22 protein-coding genes are annotated in these 19,521 nt (G+C 61.4%); 11 read left to right on the forward strand and 11 right to left on the reverse strand.

The window, feature by feature from the left end:
* Positions 1 to 12 precede the first annotated feature (12 nt).
* From AC1RBR_RS25380 to AC1RBR_RS25400, 5 genes are all read left to right on the forward strand, one after another.
* On the forward strand, positions 13 to 447 hold the full coding sequence (locus tag AC1RBR_RS25380; RefSeq protein WP_492567056.1) for a DUF4426 domain-containing protein: 435 nt from the start codon (positions 13 to 15) through the stop codon (positions 445 to 447).
* Complete coding sequence (gene rdgB / locus AC1RBR_RS25385) at positions 444 to 1,040, forward strand: RdgB/HAM1 family non-canonical purine NTP pyrophosphatase (protein ID WP_134784874.1); 597 nt, start codon at positions 444 to 446, stop codon at positions 1,038 to 1,040. The genes AC1RBR_RS25380 and rdgB overlap by 4 nt, the downstream gene beginning before the upstream one ends.
* On the forward strand, positions 1,037 to 2,242 hold the full coding sequence (hemW, locus tag AC1RBR_RS25390; RefSeq protein ID WP_492567058.1) for a radical SAM family heme chaperone HemW: 1,206 nt from the start codon (positions 1,037 to 1,039) through the stop codon (positions 2,240 to 2,242). The genes rdgB and hemW overlap by 4 nt, the downstream gene beginning before the upstream one ends.
* A gap of 34 nt (positions 2,243 to 2,276) precedes the next feature.
* Entirely contained in the window at positions 2,277 to 2,600 is a 324-nt protein-coding gene (locus tag AC1RBR_RS25395) for a DUF3392 domain-containing protein (RefSeq protein ID WP_003229134.1), read from the forward strand.
* Between the two features lie 139 nt (positions 2,601 to 2,739).
* On the forward strand, positions 2,740 to 3,288 hold the full coding sequence (locus AC1RBR_RS25400; protein ID WP_166495321.1) for an RNA 2'-phosphotransferase: 549 nt from the start codon (positions 2,740 to 2,742) through the stop codon (positions 3,286 to 3,288).
* 129 nt (positions 3,289 to 3,417) lie between these two features.
* On the opposite strand, the gene trmB is transcribed toward AC1RBR_RS25400, so the two are convergent.
* From trmB to AC1RBR_RS25420, 4 genes are all read right to left on the reverse strand, one after another.
* Positions 3,418 to 4,143 (reverse strand): tRNA (guanosine(46)-N7)-methyltransferase TrmB, encoded by a 726-nt coding sequence (gene trmB / locus AC1RBR_RS25405; protein WP_047297147.1) that lies wholly within the window; start codon positions 4,141 to 4,143, stop codon positions 3,418 to 3,420.
* Positions 4,144 to 4,152: 9 nt separating this feature from the next.
* On the reverse strand, positions 4,153 to 4,947 hold the full coding sequence (locus AC1RBR_RS25410) for a thiazole synthase (protein ID WP_047297148.1): 795 nt from the start codon (positions 4,945 to 4,947) through the stop codon (positions 4,153 to 4,155).
* A 60-nt stretch (positions 4,948 to 5,007) separates the two neighbouring features.
* A complete protein-coding gene (gene thiS / locus AC1RBR_RS25415; protein WP_166495319.1) occupies positions 5,008 to 5,208 on the reverse strand; it encodes a sulfur carrier protein ThiS in 201 nt (66 codons plus the stop codon).
* Positions 5,209 to 5,288: 80 nt separating this feature from the next.
* Positions 5,289 to 5,660, reverse strand: coding sequence for a DUF423 domain-containing protein (locus AC1RBR_RS25420; RefSeq protein WP_003229144.1), 372 nt, complete (start codon positions 5,658 to 5,660; stop codon positions 5,289 to 5,291).
* Between the two features lie 74 nt (positions 5,661 to 5,734).
* Here AC1RBR_RS25420 and mtgA point away from each other — a divergent pair, with 74 nt between their 5' ends.
* Entirely contained in the window at positions 5,735 to 6,457 is a 723-nt protein-coding gene (gene mtgA / locus AC1RBR_RS25425; protein ID WP_492567061.1) for a monofunctional biosynthetic peptidoglycan transglycosylase, read from the forward strand.
* Between the two features lie 198 nt (positions 6,458 to 6,655).
* Here mtgA and rpoH read toward each other — a convergent pair whose 3' ends face one another.
* From rpoH to ftsY, 4 genes are all read right to left on the reverse strand, one after another.
* On the reverse strand, positions 6,656 to 7,510 hold the full coding sequence (gene rpoH, locus AC1RBR_RS25430) for an RNA polymerase sigma factor RpoH (protein ID WP_003229146.1): 855 nt from the start codon (positions 7,508 to 7,510) through the stop codon (positions 6,656 to 6,658).
* Positions 7,511 to 7,625: 115 nt separating this feature from the next.
* On the reverse strand, positions 7,626 to 8,651 hold the full coding sequence (ftsX, locus tag AC1RBR_RS25435) for a permease-like cell division protein FtsX (protein ID WP_095137550.1): 1,026 nt from the start codon (positions 8,649 to 8,651) through the stop codon (positions 7,626 to 7,628).
* On the reverse strand, positions 8,648 to 9,319 hold the full coding sequence (ftsE, locus tag AC1RBR_RS25440; RefSeq protein ID WP_003229148.1) for a cell division ATP-binding protein FtsE: 672 nt from the start codon (positions 9,317 to 9,319) through the stop codon (positions 8,648 to 8,650). The genes ftsX and ftsE overlap by 4 nt, the downstream gene beginning before the upstream one ends.
* On the reverse strand, positions 9,316 to 10,848 hold the full coding sequence (gene ftsY, locus AC1RBR_RS25445) for a signal recognition particle-docking protein FtsY (RefSeq protein ID WP_492567063.1): 1,533 nt from the start codon (positions 10,846 to 10,848) through the stop codon (positions 9,316 to 9,318). Before ftsY ends, ftsE begins: the two co-directional genes overlap by 4 nt.
* Positions 10,849 to 11,192: 344 nt before the next feature.
* On the opposite strand from ftsY, the gene AC1RBR_RS25450 reads away from it, so the two are divergent.
* From AC1RBR_RS25450 to AC1RBR_RS25470, 5 genes are all read left to right on the forward strand, one after another.
* Complete coding sequence (locus AC1RBR_RS25450) at positions 11,193 to 12,548, forward strand: M16 family metallopeptidase (protein ID WP_115985940.1); 1,356 nt, start codon at positions 11,193 to 11,195, stop codon at positions 12,546 to 12,548.
* The gene (locus tag AC1RBR_RS25455) at positions 12,541 to 14,028 is read left to right on the forward strand and encodes a M16 family metallopeptidase (RefSeq protein ID WP_492567065.1); all 1,488 of its coding nucleotides are present in this window, start codon (positions 12,541 to 12,543) and stop codon (positions 14,026 to 14,028) included. The genes AC1RBR_RS25450 and AC1RBR_RS25455 overlap by 8 nt, the downstream gene beginning before the upstream one ends.
* Positions 14,028 to 14,633 (forward strand): 16S rRNA (guanine(966)-N(2))-methyltransferase RsmD, encoded by a 606-nt coding sequence (rsmD, locus tag AC1RBR_RS25460; protein ID WP_115985938.1) that lies wholly within the window; start codon positions 14,028 to 14,030, stop codon positions 14,631 to 14,633. Before AC1RBR_RS25455 ends, rsmD begins: the two co-directional genes overlap by 1 nt.
* A 113-nt stretch (positions 14,634 to 14,746) precedes the next feature.
* Complete coding sequence (locus tag AC1RBR_RS25465; RefSeq protein WP_492567067.1) at positions 14,747 to 15,745, forward strand: hydrolase; 999 nt, start codon at positions 14,747 to 14,749, stop codon at positions 15,743 to 15,745.
* A complete protein-coding gene (locus AC1RBR_RS25470) occupies positions 15,742 to 16,572 on the forward strand; it encodes an AraC family ligand binding domain-containing protein (RefSeq protein ID WP_492567273.1) in 831 nt (276 codons plus the stop codon). The genes AC1RBR_RS25465 and AC1RBR_RS25470 overlap by 4 nt, the downstream gene beginning before the upstream one ends.
* A 63-nt stretch (positions 16,573 to 16,635) precedes the next feature.
* Here the strand turns inward: AC1RBR_RS25470 and AC1RBR_RS25475 are convergent, their stop codons facing one another.
* From AC1RBR_RS25475 to AC1RBR_RS25485, 3 genes are all read right to left on the reverse strand, one after another.
* Positions 16,636 to 17,607 (reverse strand): IS110 family RNA-guided transposase, encoded by a 972-nt coding sequence (locus tag AC1RBR_RS25475; protein ID WP_492563214.1) that lies wholly within the window; start codon positions 17,605 to 17,607, stop codon positions 16,636 to 16,638.
* Positions 17,608 to 17,875: 268 nt separating this feature from the next.
* Positions 17,876 to 18,730, reverse strand: a complete 855-nt coding sequence (locus AC1RBR_RS25480; protein WP_492567069.1) for a sulfurtransferase — start codon at positions 18,728 to 18,730, stop codon at positions 17,876 to 17,878.
* 31 nt (positions 18,731 to 18,761) lie between these two features.
* Positions 18,762 to 19,433: a TetR/AcrR family transcriptional regulator gene (locus tag AC1RBR_RS25485; protein WP_007964152.1), complete on the reverse strand. Its 672-nt coding sequence runs from the start codon at positions 19,431 to 19,433 to the stop codon at positions 18,762 to 18,764.
* Positions 19,434 to 19,521 lie beyond the last annotated feature (88 nt).

The raw sequence follows: 19,521 nt of genomic DNA on the forward strand, positions 1-19,521 counted from the left end.
AGGAGAACGATCATGGGTCGCTTGATTACTGTGCTATTGGCCGCCTGCCTGAGTCTGTCGGCGATGGCCGCCGATGCCATCAAGGGCGAACGCAAGGAAGTGTTCGGTGACGTTACCGTGCACTACAACACCTTTAACTCGACCTTCCTGACACCCGAGATCGCCAAAGCAGCCGAGCTGATCCGCAGCAAGAACCAGGGCGTGATCAACGTCTCGGTGATCAAGGACGGCAAACCGCTGATCGCCAACGTCACCGGCACGGTCAAAGACCTGACCAGCCAAAGCGTGCCGCTGAACTTCCGCCAGGTCACCGAACAGGGCGCGATCTACTACATCGCCCAGTACCCGGTGGAGCAGCAGGAAACCCGCACCTTTGAAATCAGGGTGCAGAACGGTGACAAGGTCAACACCATCAACTTCAACCAAGAACTTTTTCCCGGCGAATGATGAACCTCACGCAACTCGTACTGGCCAGCCATAACGCCGGCAAACTCAAGGAACTCCAGGCCATGCTCGGCGACTCGGTGCAACTGCGCTCGATCGGCGAATGGAGCAAGGTCGAACCGGAGGAAACCGGTCTGTCGTTCGTCGAGAACGCGATCCTCAAGGCGCGCAATGCTGCGCGCATCTCCGGCCTGCCGGCGCTGGCCGACGACTCCGGTCTGGCGGTGGATTTCCTCGGCGGTGCACCGGGCATCTACTCGGCGCGCTATGCCGACGGCAAGGGCGATGCGGCGAACAACGCCAAACTGCTCGAGGCCCTCAAAGACGTGCCGCAAGCCGAGCGCGGCGCGCAGTTCGTCTGCGTGCTGGCACTGGTGCGACATGCCGATGATCCGCTGCCGATTCTCTGCGAAGGCCTGTGGCACGGACGCATCCTGACCGCCGCCAGCGGCGAGCACGGTTTCGGCTACGACCCGCTGTTCTGGGTGCCGGAGCGTGACGTGTCCAGCGCCGAACTGAGCCCGGCCGACAAGAACCAGATCAGCCACCGCGCCCGTGCAATGGATCTGCTGCGCCAGCGTCTGGGCCTGAAATGACCGACAGCCACCCCGCGTCGTCGCTGATCATCGGCGGCGCCGCCTCTTCGCCTCGGGCGCTGCTGCCTGCGCTGCCGCCTCTGGCGCTGTACATCCACATTCCGTGGTGTGTGCGCAAATGTCCGTATTGCGACTTCAACTCGCACACTGCCAGCCCGGTGCTGCCAGAAGAGGAATACGTCGACGCCTTGCTGGCCGATCTCGATCAGGACCTGCACGCGGTGTATGGCCGTGAAATCAGTTCGATCTTCTTCGGTGGCGGTACGCCGAGCCTGTTCAGCGCGCAAGCCCTCGGGCGCTTGCTCAAAGGCGTCGAGCAGCGCATCCCGTTCGCCCACGACATCGAGATCACCCTGGAAGCCAACCCCGGCACCTTCGAGCAAGAGAAGTTCGTTGCGTATCGCAAGCTCGGGATCAATCGCCTGTCGATCGGCATCCAGAGCTTCCAGCAGCAGAAACTCGAAGCCCTCGGACGTATCCACAACGGCGACGAAGCGGTGCGCGCGGCCGGTATGGCGCGTCAGGCCGGGTTCGATAACTTCAACCTCGACTTGATGCACGGCTTGCCCGATCAGTCGCTGGAAGATGCCTTGAGTGATCTGCGCCAGGCCATCGAACTGCAACCGACACACATCTCCTGGTATCAGCTCACACTGGAGCCGAACACGGTGTTCTGGAACCAGCCGCCGGTGCTGCCGGAAGACGACACGCTGTGGGATATTCAGGAAGCCGGGCAAGCGCTGCTCGCCGCGCACGGTTACGCGCAATACGAAGTCTCGGCCTATGCCCAGCCCGGGCGGCCGGCGCGGCATAACCTCAATTACTGGAGTTTCGGCGACTTCATCGGCATCGGCGCCGGCGCGCACGGCAAGCTCAGTCATCCGGACGGGCGCATTGTGCGCACCTGGAAAACGCGCCTGCCGAAGGACTATCTCAACCCGGCCAAGAGCTTCCAGGCTGGCGAGAAATCCCTGAGCAACGATGAGATGCCGTTCGAGTTCCTGATGAACGCCCTGCGCCTGACTGCCGGGGTGGAATCACGCCTGTATCCCGAACGCACCGGCCTGCCGCTGGAAAGTCTCGCCGAACACCGCCGCGAGGCCGAACAAAGCGGCCTGATGCAGGTCGAACCGTCACGTCTGGCGGCCACCGAGCGCGGACAACTGTTTCTCAACGACCTGCTGCAGAAATTTCTGAGCTGAGCCCACCTCAAACGGCTGCCCTAAGGAAAACCGCATGGATTTGATACTCGACCTGCTCGCCACCGTGTCCCGCTGGAGCCGCAGCAACCTCTCGGAAATCGCCCTGGCCCTGGTGGGCTGCCTGCTGGTGCTGTTCGGCGCCGACTTCAAAGGCTGGGTCGAGCAACGCCTGGGCAGCATCGCCGGCGCCCTGCGCGTACCGCTGATGGCCCTGCTTTGCGTGATCGGCAGCGGCGCTGCGCTGATCTATGCGACGCCATGGGTGGTCAAGGGCCTGAGCCAGTTCAACAACTACAGCCTGGCGCCGGTGTTGCTGGTGGTGCTCGTCCTGATCGGCGTAGTCGCTGACCGCCGCTGACTTTCAGCCATCACCAAAAACAACTGTGGGAGCGGGCTTGCTCGCGAAGGCGTCGTATCAGTCAACATCAACGTTGCATGATTCACCGCTTTCGCGAGCAAGCCCGCTCCCACAGTTGATCGCAATGACAGGGAAGTTCATGAGCAAAAAACTGTTGGACGAGACAAGCAAATTTCTCAGCTTCGTATTGCGACACGAACCTCAGGCGATTGGTCTGACGCTGGATTCTGAAGGCTGGGCGAATATAGACGCGCTGATCAGGGGCGCTGCGCGTGACGGTCGTAAACTGGATCACGAACTGATTGAAGCGGTCGTTACAAGTAGCGACAAGAAGCGCTTCTCGATATCCGAGGACGGCCAACTGATTCGTGCGGTCCAAGGTCACTCAACGAAAAGCGTGGATTTGCAGTTCGAGCAGAAACAGCCACCGCAAACGCTCTATCACGGCACAGCGACGCGCTTTCTTGAGTCAATCAAAGAACAAGGCCTGATCCCGGGGTCACGCCATCACGTGCATCTTTCCCAAGACATCGACACCGCTTCGGCGGTCGGGCAGCGCTATGGCACCGTGGTGATTCTGAAAGTCGCCGCACGGCAGATGGAAGAACAGGGTTTCAAGTTCTATCAGGCCGAAAACGGCGTCTGGCTGACAGAACAGGTGCCGGCGCGCTTTCTCTCCACCGTGTAATTTCTGAGCACACAAAACAACTGTGGGAGCGGGCTTGCTCGCGAAGGCGTCGTATCAGTCAACATCAACGTTGAATGATTCACCGTTTTCGCGAGCAAGCCCGCTCCCACATTGGGTTTTGCGTGATGCTCAGGAGATTTTCTCGAACTTCAGATCCCACACGCCATGGCCAAGACGTTCGCCGCGGCGTTCGAACTTGGTGATCGGGCGTTCGGCCGGGCGCGGTACGCATTTGCCGTCTTCGGCGAGGTTGCGGTAGCCCGGGGCGACGTTCATCACTTCCAGCATGTACTCGGCGTATGGTTCCCAGTCGGTGGCCATGTGCAGGATGCCGCCAACCTTCAGCTTGCTGCGCACCAGTTCGGCGAAGGACGCCTGAACGATGCGACGCTTGTGGTGACGGCTCTTGTGCCACGGGTCCGGGAAGAACAGCATCAGGCGATCAAGACTGTTATCGGCGATGCAGCGGTTGAGCACTTCGATCGCGTCGCAATCGTAGACCCGCAGGTTGGTCAGGCCCTGGGTCAGCACGCCGTTGAGTAGCGCGCCAACACCCGGACGGTGTACTTCCACACCGATGAAGTCCTGATCCGGCGCCGCTGCGGCCATTTCCAGCAGCGAGTGGCCCATGCCGAAACCGATCTCCAGCGAGCGCGGCGCCGAACGGCCGAACACCTGATCGTAATCCACCGGCGCGTCGGCCAGCGGCAGCACGTACAGCGGCGCGCCCTGGTCCAGACCCCGTTGCTGGCCTTCGGTCATGCGCCCGGCGCGCATCACGAAGCTCTTGATGCGGCGGTGTTGGCGCTCGTCGCCCTCTTCCGTCTGGATAGGCGTGTCGTTCGATTCAGTCATCAATGGCTCTTACTTGATCAGACCATCCAGCGGCGAAGAGGCGCTGGCATAGAGTTTTTTCGGCATGCGCCCGGCGAGGTAGGCCAGACGGCCTGCGACGATCGCGTGTTGCATGGCTTGGGCCATCATCACCGGTTGTTGGGCGTGAGCGATGGCCGAGTTCATCAGCACCGCGTCACAGCCCAGTTCCATGGCGATGGTGGCGTCGGAAGCGGTACCGACACCGGCATCCACCAGCACCGGAATTTTCGCTTCTTCGAGGATGATCTGCAGGTTGTACGGGTTGCAGATCCCCAGACCGGAACCGATCAGACCGGCCAGCGGCATGACCGCGATGCAGCCGATTTCCGCCAGTTGGCGAGCGATGATCGGGTCATCACTGGTGTAAACCATCACGTCGAAGCCTTCCTTGACCAGCGTTTCCGCGGCCTTGAGGGTTTCGATCACGTTGGGGAACAGGGTTTTCTGGTCAGCCAGCACTTCCAGCTTCACCAGGTTGTGACCATCGAGCAGCTCACGGGCCAGGCGGCAGGTGCGCACGGCTTCGATGGCGTCGTAGCAACCGGCGGTGTTCGGCAGGAAGGTGTAGCGATCCGGCGACAGCACGTCGAGCAGGTTCGGCTCGCCTTCGATCTGGCCGAGGTTGGTGCGGCGCACGGCGAAGGTGACGATCTCGGCACCCGAGGCTTCGATGGCCTGGCGGGTTTCTTCCATGTCACGGTATTTGCCCGTACCGACCAGCAAACGCGACTGGTAAGTACGACCGGCCAGAACAAAAGGCTTGTCGCTGCGAACGATGCTCATGGGGAATCCTCTTTAGGGGTGAGGGTCTTGCAGAATTCTATGCCCTTGCGGGCCTGGCGATCAGCCGCCGCCGATGGCGTGCACCACTTCGACGTTATCGCCGTCGTTGAGGATGGTGTCGGCATGCTGGCTGCGCGGGACGATATCCAGATTGAGTTCGACTGCCACCCGGCGTCCGGTCAGTTCCAGACGGGTGATCAGGGCCGCAACGGTCTCGCCGTCGGGCAGTTCAAGGGATTCGCCGTTCAACTGAATGCGCATGCGCCAAGCCGCCATCATTTTTAGGGGGTGGCATTCTAGCCCGATCATGACCTAAAGGTCAGCACCAAGCGTCAAGCGGTTTACTGCAGGCGCCAGGCGGCAAGTCCAAGGCACAGCCAGCCGACCAGAAACGCCAGACCGCCGAACGGGGTGATGATGCCGAGCTTGCTGATGCCGGTGGTGGTCAGCACGTACAAGCTGCCGGAGAACAATAGAATGCCGACAGCGAACGAAATGCCGGCCCAGGTCACCAGCCGCCCCTGAATCTGCGTGGCCAGCAGCGCCACGCCGAACAGCGCCAGAGTGTGCACCAGTTGATAGGTCACGCCAGTGTGGAAAATCGCCAGATACTCGGGGGTCAGGCGGCTTTTCAGGCCATGCGCGGCGAAGGCGCCCAGGCCCACACCGGTAAAACCAAAGAAAGCGGCCAGCATCAGAAAGCCACGCAGCATGTGGAACTCCAGTCAGACTCGTTCGGCAGGGTCTGTATAATGGCCCGCTCTATCGGTTCGGCCAAGCCATCTCTATGCTGCGTTCACTTTTGCGTCGTCTCACGAAGGCCCTGCTCTGGTTCGCGGGCGGCAGTGTATTGCTGGTGTTGCTGTTTCGCTTCGTGCCGCCGCCGGGCACGGCGCTGATGGTCGAGCGCAAGATCGAATCCTGGGTCGACGGCGAGCCGATTGACCTGCAGCGCATCTGGAAACCGTGGGACGAGATCTCCGACGATCTCAAAGTCGCGGTCATGGCCGGCGAAGACCAGAAATTTCCCGAGCACTGGGGCTTTGACTTCGGCGCGATCCAGGCTGCACTGGCCCACAACGAACTCGGCGGCTCGATTCGCGGCGCCAGCACCTTGAGCCAGCAGGTGTCGAAGAACCTGTTTCTGTGGTCCGGTCGCAGCTATCTGCGCAAAGGCCTGGAAGCATGGTTCACCGCACTGATCGAGGTGTTCTGGCCCAAGCAGCGAATTCTTGAGGTTTATCTGAACAGCGTCGAGTGGGATGACGGGGTGTTTGGTGCCGAAGCGGCGGCCCGCCATCACTTTGGCGTGAGCGCCAAATCGCTGTCGCGGCAGCAGGCGAGTTATCTGGCGGCGGTGCTGCCTAACCCGCGAGTGTGGAGCGCCAGCCATCCGACGGCTTATGTTTCGCGCCGGGCCGGGTGGATTCGGCAGCAGATGAGCCAGTTGGGCGGAACCAGTTATTTGCTGGGGCTTGATGATTCGCGTCGGGCGCCGTGGGCCCAATAACCACATTCAATCATTCAGACACCATCGATCACTGTGGGAGCGGGCTTGCTCGCGAAGGCGGTGGGTCAGCCAGCATTGTCGGTGACTGACACGACGCCTTCGCGAGCAAGCCCGCTCCCACAGGGATTTGTGTTGGAACAGAAATGAAAACGCCCCGATCATCGCTGATCGGGGCGTTTTTGTTTGCCTGACCGCCGGTTATGCGGCGATCGACAATTTGAGCTTGTTCATCGCGCTCTTCTCGAGCTGACGGATCCGCTCGGCCGACACGTTGTACTTCTGCGCCAGGTCGTGCAGCGTGGCTTTCTCTTCTGCCAGCCAGCGCTGGTAGAGGATGTCGCGGCTACGTTCGTCCAGCACTTCCAGCGCTTCGTGCAGGTTGTGGTTGGAGTTGTCGCTCCAGTCGGCATCTTCCAGCTGACGCGCCGGGTCGTACCGGTGGTCTTCCAGGTAGTTGGCCGGCGACTGGAAAGCACTGTCGTCGTCAGCTTCTGCAGCCGGGTCGAAGGCCATGTCATGGCCGGTCAGGCGACTTTCCATCTCGCGCACTTCACGTGGTTCGACGCCGAGGCTTTCCGCCACACGGTGGACTTCCTCGTTGTTCAGCCACGCCAGACGTTTCTTCTGGCTGCGCAGGTTGAAGAACAGCTTGCGCTGGGCCTTGGTGGTCGCGACCTTCACAATGCGCCAGTTGCGCAGGATGAACTCGTGAATTTCCGCCTTGATCCAGTGCACGGCGAACGACACCAGACGCACACCCATTTCCGGGTTGAAGCGTTTTACCGCCTTCATCAGGCCGACGTTGCCTTCCTGGATCAGGTCAGCCTGAGCCAGACCGTAGCCGGAATAGCTACGGGCGATGTGTACGACAAATCGCAGGTGGGCGAGCACCATCTGCCGAGCCGCCCCCAAATCCTGCTCATAGTAGAGACTCTCGGCCAGTTCACGCTCCTGCTCCGGCGTCAGCAATGGAATGCTGTTGACGGTGTGCACATAGGCTTCCAGGTTCGCACCCGGAACCAACGCGTACGCAGGTTGCAAAGAATTGGTCATGCGAAAAAACCTCCCACTTACATACTCGTGCCTCTCGGCACTGCGAAAAATTGACCGGGAATTCAAGTGCAAGTTCCCAAAAAAACCGCAAGGTCAATCACGCGCAAAAAAGATTCTACTTCGGCGCCAGCTCCCTGAGATGACGTGCGACTGCAATCCATGCACCGATATAACCCAACAGCACCGCGCCAAGCAAGAGCGACAGACCGTCGGCAACTGGCACTCCGGCCAGCGCGAAATCACTGCCGTACAAGCCGGCCAGCCCAACCACCGCGTCGTTCAGCCAGTTCAGGCCGAACGCCAGCACACCCCAGGACAAGACACCTGCACCGAAGCCATACAACGCGCCCATATAAAGGAAAGGACGACGCACATAACTGTCAGTGCCGCCGACGAGTTTAATCACTTCTATCTCTGTGCGGCGGTTTTCAATATGAAGACGAATGGTATTGCCTATCACCAAAAGTAATGCAGACACCAAAAGCACCGTCAGACCGAAGACAAAGCGGTCACCGAGCTTGAGGATGGCGGCCAGACGCTCGACCCAGACTAGATCAAGTTGCGCCTGTTGTACCTTGGGCAGCTCGGAAAGTTTTTGTCTTAATGCTTCCAGGGTCGGCTTGTCGACCTCGTTCGGAGTCACCAGCACCACGCCCGGCAGCGGGTTCTCCGGCAGCTCGCGCAGGGCTTCGCCCAGACCGGACTGCTGCTGAAATTCTTCCAGGGCCTGATCGCGACCGACATATTCGGCCTCAGCAACGCCAGGCATGCCTTTGATCTGTTCGCGCAACGATTCGCCCTGCGCGGGCGTGGCGTCCAGTTGCAGGTACAGCGAAATCTGCGCCGCACGCTGCCACGAACCACCCAGACGTTCAACGTTGTTGATCAGCAGCGACAGGCCCATCGGCAAGCTCAACGCCACGGCCATCACCATGCAGGTGAAGAAGCTGCCGATCGGCTGCTTGCCGAGGCGCCGCAGGCTGTCGAGCAGGCTGGCGCGGTGACTTTCGATCCACGAATGCAACAGCGTGGAAAAGTCCGGGCCGTCGTCATCGTCGTGTTTTTTCTTCTTTGGCGGCTGCGGATCGGCGGCCTTCGGAGCCACGCGCTCGGAAACCTTGGGACTGCGTGTCGCACTCATACGCCGGCCTCCCCGTCGCCGATCAATCGGCCGCGCTGCAAGGTCAGCATGCGGTGACGCATGCGCGCAATCAGGGCCAGGTCGTGACTGGCGATCAGCACACTGGTGCCCAGGCGGTTGATGTCTTCGAACACGCCCATGATCTCGGCCGCCAGACGCGGGTCGAGGTTACCGGTCGGTTCGTCCGCCAGCAGCAGGGCCGGACGGTGGACGATGGCGCGGGCGATGCCGACGCGCTGTTGCTGACCGGTGGACAGGTCGCCTGGATATAGATCGGTTTTATCCGACAGCGCCACGCGTTCCAGCGCCGAATCGACGCGCTTGGCGATCTCGGCCTTGGACAGCCCGAGAATCTGCAGCGGCAGCGCGACGTTGTTGAACACCGTGCGATCGAACAGCAACTGGTGGTTCTGAAACACCACGCCGATCTGCCGACGCAGGAATGGAATCTGCGCGTTGCTGATGGTGCTCAAGTCCTGCCCGGCCAGCAGCAGTTTGCCGCTGGTCGGCCGCTCCATCGCCAGCAACAGGCGCAACAGCGTGGATTTACCGGCACCGGAGTGGCCGGTGACAAACAGAAACTCGCCACGACGGACTCGAAAGCTCAGCTCATGCAAGCCGACGTGACCGTTCGGGTAGCGTTTACCGACCTGTTCGAAACGAATCATGAACGCTCCCGCTCGGCAAACAGTGCCTGGACAAAGGGTTCGGCTTCAAAGGTACGCAGGTCGTCGATGCCTTCACCGACACCGATGTAGCGGATCGGCAGGCCAAACTGCTTGGCCAGGGCGAATATCACCCCGCCCTTGGCGGTGCCATCGAGCTTGGTCAGCGCCAGGCCGGTCAGTTCGACGGTCTGGTTGAATTGCTTGGCCTGGTTGATGGCGTTCTGCCCGGTACCGGCGTCGAGCACCAGCAGCACTTCGTGCGGTGCGTCGGCGTCGAGCTTGCCGATGACCCGACGAACTTTCTTCAGCTCTTCCATCAGGTTGTCTTTGGTGTGCAGACGACCGGCGGTGTCGGCGATCAGCACGTCGATGCCACGGGCCTTGGCGGCCTGCACGGCGTCGAAGATCACCGACGCCGAGTCGGCACCGGTGTGCTGGGCGATCACCGGGATTTTGTTGCGCTCACCCCAGACCTGCAACTGCTCAACAGCAGCGGCGCGGAAGGTGTCGCCGGCGGCGAGCATGACTTTCTTGCCCTCCAGCTGCAGCTTCTTCGCCAGTTTGCCGATGGTGGTGGTCTTGCCGGCGCCGTTGACGCCGACCACCAGAATCACGAACGGCTTGCTCTGCGAGGCGATTTTCAGCGGCTGCTCGACCGGCTTGAGCATCGCGGCCAGCTCGGCCTGCAACGATTTGTACAGCGCGTCGGCGTCGGCCAGCTCTTTGCGTGCAACCTTCTGGGTCAGACGCTGGATGATCTGCGTGGTGGCTTCGACACCGACGTCGGCGGTCAGCAGACGGGTTTCCAGCTCATCGAGCAAATCGTCATCAATGGTTTTACGGCCGAGAAACAGGCTGGCCATGCCCTCGCCGATGCTGGCGCTGGTTTTCGACAGGCCTTGCTTGAGGCGGGCGAAGAAGCCGACTTTGGTTTCTTCGCTGCGCGGGGCTTCCACTGGCGCTTCAGCAACCACTTCTGCCGGCACCACCGGAGCAGCGACGACCGGTGCAGGTGCAGGTGCAGGTGCAGGTGCAGGTGCAGGCTCGGGCTGCTGAACGACCGGCGCAACAGGGGCAACGAACACCGGGGCCACTGGCTCGGGAACAACCGGAGCAGGCTCGACAACCGGCTCAACCAATGGCGCCGGAGCGACTTCAGGGACGAACGCGGCAGGCGCCGGAATCGGCGGCGTCACATGCGGCGCGGCCTCTTCGACCAAGGCCACCGGCTCTTCCGCCACCGGCAAGGTCAGCCACGGCTCGGCCGTCGGGGACAGTGGCAGCTCGGCCGCCACCGGGGTTTCAGGTTCTGGCTCGGGCTCGACCGGTTGCAGCACCGGCTCGGCAATGGGCAGCACGATCGGCGCCGGCTCTTCTTCTATAGCAGGCGCTGGCGTCGGAGCCGGTTCAGGAATCGCGGGCGGCTGTTCGACGACGGGTTCCTGCGGTTTCTTACGCAGCCATCCGAACAGGCTTTTCTTCTCGCCAGCCGCAGCTGGGGTCTTCTTGTCGTCGTTGGAACCAAACATGGAGGACGGCTATCTCACGGTAGCGACGCGCCATAAGGGCGCCCCGGCAAATAAATATTCGATGCAGAACAGACTGTGTTTCATCCAGCTTGTTCACGCGCAACATTTTGTCGAGGCGCCAGCGGCACCCCAAAGATTCGTATTAACGAAGGACTAAACCGGCAAAATCGGCGAAAAAGCGAAGTCTAGTCGATAAACCGCAGCTTTCTGCCGCCAACCTATACAACCGCATCAGGCCTGAAAACCTGATAGGCGTGGTCGCCGGTAAAACGGATCAGTATCCTAGCACCCTCTCGCCCGCCGACGCTAAGACCAAGCGGGCAGCCCAACAGGTTAAAAAACGAATGAATGCTCTAGCCCGCCGCGCTGCAGGCCTGCTGCTCAGCACAGTCTGCCTGCCCCTTTCGGCCCTGGCGGCCGACCCGCAACCGACCCACGAATTCACCCTCGACAACGGCCTGAAGGTCGTCGTGCGCGAAGACCATCGCGCGCCGGTGGTGGTGTCGCAGGTCTGGTACAAGGTCGGTTCCAGCTACGAAACTCCGGGCCAGACCGGTCTGTCCCACGCACTCGAGCACATGATGTTCAAGGGCAGCGAAAAAGTCGGCCCCGGCGAAGCCTCGCTGATCCTGCGCGACCTGGGCGCCGAAGAAAACGCCTTCACCAGCGACGATTTCACCGCCTATTACCAGGTGCTGGCCCGCGATCGTCTGGGCGTGGCCTTCGAACTGGAAGCCGACCGCATGGCCAATCTGCGCCTGCCGGCTGACGAGTTCGCCAAGGAAATCGAAGTCATCAAGGAAGAGCGCCGCCTGCGCACCGACGACAAGCCGATGTCCAAGGCTTACGAGCGCTACAAGGCGATGGCTTACCCGGCCAGCGGCTACCACACGCCGACCATCGGCTGGATGGCGGATCTGGACCGGATGAAAGTCGAAGAGCTGCGGCATTGGTATCAGTCCTGGTATGTGCCGAACAACGCCACGCTGGTGGTGGTCGGCGACGTCACTCCTGATGAAGTGAAGACCCTCGCCCAGCGCTACTTCGGGCCGATTGCCAAGCGCGACGTGCCACCGGCGAAGAAACCGCTGGAGCTGGCCGAGCCGGGTGAGCGCCAGATCACCCTGCACGTGCAGACCCAACTGCCGAGCCTGATGCTCGGTTTCAACGTACCCAGCATCGCCACCGCTGAAGACAAGCGCTCGGTCAACGCCCTGCGCCTGATCTCGGCGCTGCTCGACGGCGGCTACAGCGGGCGCATCCCGACGCAACTGGAGCGCGGCGAGGAGCTGGTTTCCGGCGGTTCGTCGAGCTACGACGCCTACACCCGTGGTGACAGCCTGTTCACCCTGTCGGCGACGCCGAACACGCAGAAGAAAAAGACCATGGCGCAAGCTGAAGCCGGTCTGTGGAAACTCCTGGACCAGTTGAAAACCACCGCACCGTCCGCCGAAGAACTGGAGCGCGTGCGGGCACAGGTCATCGCCGGCCTGGTGTTCGAACGTGATTCGATCACCAGTCAGGCCACCGCCATTGGCCAACTGGAAACGGTCGGACTGTCATGGAAGTTGATGGACACCGAACTCGCCGATCTGGAAAGCGTGACCCCGCAAGACATCCAGAACGCCGCCAAGCTGTATTTCACCCGCGAACGTCTCAGCGTCGCCCATGTCCTGCCACTGGAGACGACTCATGAGTGAGCGCAAATCCCCACGCCTGTTGCTCGGCCTGATCGCCGTGGCGGTCATCGGCTCCGCCGCGTTCTATCTGATGCCCGGTGTCAAAACCGGCGCCAGCGAAGCACTGGACAACGCCAAAACCAGCCAGAAGCTGCAATCACTGGCCGAACTCGACGGCAAGGCCCCGGCCAGCCGCAAGCTCGACGTGCAGACCTGGAACACCGTCGAAGGCGCCAAGGTGCTGTTCGTCGAGGCCCATGAGCTGCCGATGTTCGACATGCGCCTGATCTTCGCCGCCGGCAGCAGTCAGGACGGCAATGCGCCGGGCCTGGCAGTCCTGACCAATGCCATGCTCAACGAGGGTGTGGCGGGCAAGGACGTCGGCGCCATCGCCCAAGGCTTCGAAAGCCTCGGTGCGGATTTCGGCAACGGTGCCTACAAGGACATGGCGCTGGCTTCGCTGCGCAGTCTGAGTGCCGCCGACCAGCGCGAGCCGGCGTTGAAGCTGTTCTCCGAAGTGGTGGGCAAACCGACCTTCCCGGCCGACTCCTTTGCGCGCATCAAGAACCAGATGCTCGCCGGTTTCGAATACCAGAAACAGAACCCCGGCAAACTCGCCAGCCTCGAGCTGATGAAGCGTTTGTACGGCGACCACCCTTACGCACACTCCAGCGACGGCAATGCGCAGAGCGTGCCAAAGATCACCCTGGCACAGTTGCGTGAGTTCCACGCCAAGGCCTACGCGGCGGGGAACGTGGTAATCGCACTGGTCGGTGACCTGTCGCGCGCAGAAGCCGAGGCAATTGCCAATCAAGTCTCCGGCGCCCTGCCGAAAGGCCCGGCTCTGGCGAAAATCGCCCAGCCGCAGGAACCGAAAGCCAGCGTCAATCACATCGAGTTCCCGTCGAAGCAGACCAATCTGCTGCTCGCGCAACTGGGCATCGACCGTGACGACCCGGATTACGCGGCGCTGTCGATGGGCAACCAGATCCTCGGTGGCGGCGGTTTCGGCACCCGCCTGATGAGCGAAGTGCGCGAGAAGCGCGGCCTGACTTACGGCGTGTATTCCGGTTTCAGCCCGATGCAGGCTCGCGGCCCGTTCATGATCAACCTGCAGACTCGCGCGGAAATGAGCGAAGGCACGCTGAAACTGGTGCAAGACGTGCTCGCCGATTACCTGAAGAGCGGCCCGACCCAGAAAGAACTCGACGACGCCAAGCGCGAGCTGGCCGGCAGCTTCCCGCTGTCCACCGCAAGCAACGCCGATATCGTCGGCCAACTGGGCGCCATGGGCTTCTATAATCTGCCGTTGAGCTATCTGGATGACTTCATGCGTCAGTCCCAGAGCCTGACTGTCGAGCAGGTCAAAGACGCGATGAACAAACACCTGAGCACGGACAAACTGGTCATCGTCAGCGCTGGCCCGACCGTGCCGCAAAAGCCGTTACCGGCCCCATCTGATAAACCTGCCGAGCAACCGCTCGGGGTTCCGGAGCATTAATGGCTACTCGTCCTAAAAAACCTGCGCAGAACGTTCACAACGGTGTGAACCAGCTGCGCATCATCGGCGGCGAATGGCGCAGCCGCAAACTGAGCTTCCCCGATGCGCCGGGCCTGCGCCCGACGCCGGATCGCGTGCGCGAAACCCTGTTCAACTGGCTCGCGCCGTATGTGGCCGGGGCCAAGGTGCTGGACCCGTTCGCCGGCAGCGGCGCGCTGTTTCTTGAGGCATTGTCGCGTGGCGCGGCCATGGGCCAAGCGCTGGATGCCAGCCACGTAGCGGTGTCGAGCCTGAAGGAACACCTCGGCACCCTGCGCTGCACAAACGGCCAGGTGCAAACCGCGGACGCGCTGCGTTATCTGGAAACCCAGGTGGCCACGCCGTTTGATCTGGTGTTCCTCGATCCGCCGTTCAACCAGAACCTGCTGCCGGCGGTCTGCACCCTGCTGGAAGAGCGTCAATGGCTGGCAGCGGATTCGTGGATCTACACTGAAAGCGAGACCGCGCCATCGACGCTGGGCCTGCCGGGCAACTGGCGCCTGCACCGCGAGCAGAAATCCGGGCGGGTGTACTACGCGTTGTGGCAACGTATGGCAGCTAACTGAACATATTGAACAACCCTGTGGCGAGGGAGCTTGCTCCCGCTGGACTGCGCAGCAGTCCCAAAAAAGGGCCGCTTCGCGTCCCAGCGGGAGCAAGCTCCCTCGCCACAAAAGGTGTGTGCCCTCTGGAAACTGAACGCTTCACCCCCGCCTTCGGCCTCGGCAATCCGCACCTGCAAACCTTGTGGGGGCCGCTGTGGCGCAAAACCGTCCACCTTGAACGCGAGCGTGAACGCCTGTGGCTGGACGACGGGGATTTCCTCGATCTCGACTGGCATGGCCCGCACAGCGCCGAGGCGCCGTTGGTGCTGGTGCTGCACGGGCTGACTGGCTCTTCAAATTCACCCTACGTCGCCGGGATTCAGGCAGCACTCGCCACGCAAGGCTGGGCCAGCGTCGCGCTGAACTGGCGCGGTTGCTCCGGCGAACCCAACCTGCTGCCGCGCAGTTACCACTCCGGCGCCAGCGAAGACCTCGCCGAAGCCATCAGACACCTGCGCGCCAAGCGGCCACTGGCGCCGCTGTATGCGGTCGGTTATTCCCTCGGCGGCAATGTGTTGCTCAAGCATCTGGGCGAGACCGGCAGCAACAGCGGCGTGCTCGGTGCAGTGGCGGTGTCGGTGCCGTTTCGTCTCGATCAATGCGCCGATCGGATCGGTCAGGGGTTCTCCAAGGTCTATCAGGCGCACTTCATGCGCGAAATGGTCGCCTACATCAAGAACAAGCAACGCCAGTTCCAGCATGACGGGCGCGAGGATGGCCTGGCGGCTCTGGCGGCGCTCGGTTCGCTGGAGAACATGCGCACCTTCTGGGACTTCGATGGCCGGATCACTGCGCCGTTGCATGGTTTTACCGATGCCGAGGATTACTATCGCCAGGCATCGAGTCGCTACTTTCTCGGCGAGATCCGCACCCCGACCCTGATCATTCAGGCGGCTGACGATCCGTTCGTGTTTCCCCACAGCCTGCCGACGCCCGAGGAGCTGTCCACCAGCACCCGGTTCGAGCTGCAGGCCAAGGGTGGGCATGTCGGCTTCGTCGATGGCACGTTGCGCCAGCCCGGTTACTACCTGGAACGGCGCATCCCGCAATGGCTGGCCCGTGTGACGTCATGAGCGATCAGGGCGAGTCGATCCGATTCTGGCAAACCGCGCCGCTGGCCGGGGTCGAATTGTTGTCGGCGCGCTACATCGAGCATCGCTTCGCCCCGCACGTCCACGACGGTTATGTGATCGGCATGATCATGGCCGGCGCGCAGCGTTATCGCTATCGCGGTGCCGAACACCTTGCGGGCAGCGGCACCCTGGTGCTGATCAACCCGGACGAATTGCACACCGGCCACAAGGGCACCGAGGATGGTTGGCTGTACCGGGCGTTTTATCCCGACACCGGACAGATCGTTTCACTGCTCGAAGAACTGGAACTGCGCACCGCGCCGATGCCCGCGTTTGGCGCGACGCTGTACCGCGACCCGGATCTGGTCAACGGTTTCTGTCAGTTGCATCGCTTGCTGGAAAGCCCGGCCACCGCGCTGCAACAGCAGACGATGTGGCGCGAAATGATGATGCTGCTGTTGCAACGGCATGCGGCGGTGCAGATCAGCGGCAAACCGGGCAAGGAACATCGCGCGGTGGTGATGGCCAAGGAGCTGCTGCATGCGCAACTGGCTGCGCCGCCATCGCTGGAAGAACTGGCGGCTGCGGTAAATCTGTCGCCCTTCCACTTCGCCCGGGTGTTCCGCCGCGCCACCGGCATGCCGCCACACACCTGGCTGATGCAACAGCGCATCGCCACCGCCCGGGGTTTATTGCAGAGTGGTTGCCTGCCGGTGGAAGTCGCCATGCAGTTGGGTTTTGCCGACCAGAGTCATCTGAGCCGGCAGTTCAAGCAGGTGTATGGCGTGGGGCCGGCGGCGTATCGCAGTGCCCGCGTGGAACGCTGAAAGATCGCAGCCTGCGGCAGCGCCTACAAGGTTCACCGGCCCCTGTAGATACCGTCTTGCCCCTTACCGGGCAAGTGCCAATTTCGGGTCAAATGGTTGGCCCGATTTGAGCACTCCGTAAACGAAGTGCAGCAACTTGCGCATGGCTGCACAGATGATCTGTTTGGGCGCCTTGCCATTGGCCTTCAAGCGTTCCTTCATGGCGATGATCGCCTCGTTGTGCTTCAGCGCTACCAGGCCTGGCATGTACAGACCCGCGCGGACGCGAGCCGATCCGATCCTGGAAATCACTGTTCTGCCTTTGAGCTTTCCCGAGTCCTGCAGCTTTGGGTTCAACCCCGCAGCAGCGACCAGTTTGCGAGGGTCGTCATATTTGCGCAGGTCGCCCAGTTCGGCCAGCAGCCGCTCAAGGGTTTTCTGCCCGATACCGTCGATGGTCACGATCAAGTCGCGCATCTGGCGCATGTCCGGATCATCGTCGATGTGTTTCTTGATCGCTTTGTGCGTTTCAGCGATCTCTTTTTCGATGTGGCGCAGAACGGAGTTGATCGAGTCTTTGACCTTTTCGTCGGACACATCCAGACGATTGAGCTCCATCTGTTCCATTTCCTGAAGATCATCCAGCCGACGCACCATCGCCTTCAGTTGGCGGTATTTCAGTGGCTCCGGTGCCCAAAGCTGAAGCTTTTCAGCCTTTTCCCGAGCAAAATCAGCGATCAGTTTGGCGTCGCTTTTATCGGTTTTGATCCGGCGTAACTCGCTGTCGGCGTAAGCATGGGTCGTGGCCGGATTGACGACACAGACCCGGTAACCCTTGCTGTAGACGAACTCGGCAAGTTCCAGGTGATAGATGCTGGTGGCTTCCATCACGATCAAGGCTGTAGGCTCGACCTGCTTGTTCAACCAAGCTTCAAATTCTTTGAAACCCTTCGAGTTATTAGGCAGCTTGGCCTTGGTTTTGTGCTTGCCGTTCGGCAAGTGCGTGGCGATATCAAAGGTATTTTTAGCGACATCGACACCGACGAAACTGGACATGACTGTCTCTCCATTGATCCGTTTTCGATCATCACTGCACTCTGTCCAACCTTGCGAATGCGAGCTCTCGCCAGAGACGGGCCCAAGATACCGTTCGAACTATATGAGTGAGTGTGGAGGGCTGGAGCACGATCTACATCACAGGCAAAAAGCCTAAGGAGCTGCACGGCTTCCAAGTCCCTCCCTCGATGATCAGTCGAGAACTATCGCTCCTGACGGAGCGATAGTCGAGATACAAGGAGCTGCCGCAGGCTGCGATCTTTTGCTGTTATTCGCCCGTGGCTATACCTCTGGAAGGCTCGTTGATCCACTCACTCCACGACCCGGCATACAGCGAACCCAGCGGATACCCCGCCAGGCACAACGCAAACAGGTTGTGACACGCCGTCACCCCGGAGCCGCAGTAAGCCACCAGTTCCATTGGCGAACGATCACCTAGTTTCGCGGCAAAGCGCTGCTTGAGCTGCTCCGCCGGCAGGAAGCGTCCGTCGCTGCCGAGGTTTTCGGTAAACGCCGCGCACTGCGCGCCGGGAATGTGCCCGGCAATCGGATCGATCGGCTCCACCTCACCCTTGAAGCGCGGCAAGGCCCGGGCGTCGAGCAACGTCAGCAATGGCTGATCAAGGCGCTTCTGCAATTGCTCGGCGCTCAGCAGCAGGCCCATGTCCGGTTTGCCGCTGAAGCTGCCCCGGCTGACCGATGGCGCATCCAGGCTCAGCGGCAGACCCGCCGCGTGCCAGGCCTTCAACCCGCCGTCGAGAATGAACACGCCGTCGCGCTTGCCCAGCCACGCCAGCAACCACCAGGCGCGGGCCGCATAGGCACCGGGGCCGTCGTCGTACAAAACCACATCGCTGTCGGCATTGACGCCCCAGGCTTGCAGGCGTTCGATCATTGCTGCCGGCTCGGGCAACGGGTGACGCCCGGTCACGCCTTTGATCACCTTGCCACTGAGATCGCGCTCAAGGTCGGCGAAGCTGGCGCCGGCGATGTGCCCTTCGGCATAGCTGCGCTGCCCGTAGTCCGGGTCTTCGAGGGCAAAACGACAATCGAGAATCACCAGCCCCGGCTGCTCCTTGCGGGCATCCAGTGCATTCGGGCTGAGCAGTTGCGCAATCGGCATAACGGACTCCTGTGAGCGACTTCGAAATGGGTTACCGCCCCTCCTCGAGGGCTTGGGCCAGCGGCACGTAGAACTCGTCGAACAAGGCATTCACCTCCTCGCGCGCCTGATCGGTGACGAACCCGGCTTCCAGCACCAGCACCTGATACACGCCACGCTTGATGGCCTGTTCGCTGAGGTGGTTGGAGTTTTCCCGGGTGGTGCACAGAAAGCGCACCCACGAGGTGAGGATGATCCAGGCATTGATCGTCAGGGATTCGATCTGCACCCGATCCATCTTGAGGATGCCGGCGGCGACGAAGCCTTCGTAGATCGCCATGCCCTGGATCACGCAGCGCTGGGAAAAACGCCGGTAGCGCGCGGCCAGATCCGGGTCGCTGTCGAGCAGGTGCTCCAGATCCCGATGCAGAAAGCGGTAGCCCCACATCGCCGACAGCAGCTCCTTGAGGTAATAGCGCTTGTCTTCGACGGTGGCGGCGCGCCCCTGCGGCGGGCGCAGAAAGCTGTCCACCAGGCTTTCGTACTCACTGAACAGCACGGCGATGATCGCCTGCTTGTTGGGGAAGTGGTAGTACAGATTGCCCGGAGAAATCTCCATATGCGCGGCGATGTGATTGGTGCTGATGCTGCGTTCGCCCTGCTGATTGAACAGCTCGAGGCTGTTCTGCACGATGCGCTCGCTGGTTTTTATTCGTGGGGCCATGGCTTGAGCTTTAATTCAGAGTGCGGTGAGGGGCATCTTACGACCTAACCGGAACTGGATAAAACAAAGCTGTGTCGGGAAGTCATTT

It is taken from the genome of Pseudomonas sp. GW823-FHT01D03, assembly GCF_058798255.1.

Bases quoted from the DNA above. Each gene is read 5' to 3' on its own strand.
- AC1RBR_RS25380 (WP_492567056.1), top strand. From the start codon at position 13: ATGGGTCGCTTGATTACTGTGCTATTGGCCGCCTGCCTGAGTCTGTCG.
- rdgB (WP_134784874.1), top strand. From the start codon at position 444: ATGATGAACCTCACGCAACTCGTACTGGCCAGCCATAACGCCGGCAAA.
- hemW (WP_492567058.1), top strand. From the start codon at position 1,037: ATGACCGACAGCCACCCCGCGTCGTCGCTGATCATCGGCGGCGCCGCC.
- AC1RBR_RS25395 (WP_003229134.1), top strand. From the start codon at position 2,277: ATGGATTTGATACTCGACCTGCTCGCCACCGTGTCCCGCTGGAGCCGC.
- AC1RBR_RS25400 (WP_166495321.1), top strand. From the start codon at position 2,740: ATGAGCAAAAAACTGTTGGACGAGACAAGCAAATTTCTCAGCTTCGTA.
- trmB (WP_047297147.1), bottom strand. From the start codon at position 4,143: ATGACTGAATCGAACGACACGCCTATCCAGACGGAAGAGGGCGACGAG.
- AC1RBR_RS25410 (WP_047297148.1), bottom strand. From the start codon at position 4,947: ATGAGCATCGTTCGCAGCGACAAGCCTTTTGTTCTGGCCGGTCGTACT.
- thiS (WP_166495319.1), bottom strand. From the start codon at position 5,208: ATGCGCATTCAGTTGAACGGCGAATCCCTTGAACTGCCCGACGGCGAG.
- AC1RBR_RS25420 (WP_003229144.1), bottom strand. From the start codon at position 5,660: ATGCTGCGTGGCTTTCTGATGCTGGCCGCTTTCTTTGGTTTTACCGGT.
- mtgA (WP_492567061.1), top strand. From the start codon at position 5,735: ATGCTGCGTTCACTTTTGCGTCGTCTCACGAAGGCCCTGCTCTGGTTC.
- rpoH (WP_003229146.1), bottom strand. From the start codon at position 7,510: ATGACCAATTCTTTGCAACCTGCGTACGCGTTGGTTCCGGGTGCGAAC.
- ftsX (WP_095137550.1), bottom strand. From the start codon at position 8,651: ATGAGTGCGACACGCAGTCCCAAGGTTTCCGAGCGCGTGGCTCCGAAG.
- ftsE (WP_003229148.1), bottom strand. From the start codon at position 9,319: ATGATTCGTTTCGAACAGGTCGGTAAACGCTACCCGAACGGTCACGTC.
- ftsY (WP_492567063.1), bottom strand. From the start codon at position 10,848: ATGTTTGGTTCCAACGACGACAAGAAGACCCCAGCTGCGGCTGGCGAG.
- AC1RBR_RS25450 (WP_115985940.1), top strand. From the start codon at position 11,193: ATGAATGCTCTAGCCCGCCGCGCTGCAGGCCTGCTGCTCAGCACAGTC.
- AC1RBR_RS25455 (WP_492567065.1), top strand. From the start codon at position 12,541: ATGAGTGAGCGCAAATCCCCACGCCTGTTGCTCGGCCTGATCGCCGTG.
- rsmD (WP_115985938.1), top strand. From the start codon at position 14,028: ATGGCTACTCGTCCTAAAAAACCTGCGCAGAACGTTCACAACGGTGTG.
- AC1RBR_RS25470 (WP_492567273.1), top strand. From the start codon at position 15,742: ATGAGCGATCAGGGCGAGTCGATCCGATTCTGGCAAACCGCGCCGCTG.
- AC1RBR_RS25475 (WP_492563214.1), bottom strand. From the start codon at position 17,607: ATGTCCAGTTTCGTCGGTGTCGATGTCGCTAAAAATACCTTTGATATC.
- AC1RBR_RS25480 (WP_492567069.1), bottom strand. From the start codon at position 18,730: ATGCCGATTGCGCAACTGCTCAGCCCGAATGCACTGGATGCCCGCAAG.
- AC1RBR_RS25485 (WP_007964152.1), bottom strand. From the start codon at position 19,433: ATGGCCCCACGAATAAAAACCAGCGAGCGCATCGTGCAGAACAGCCTC.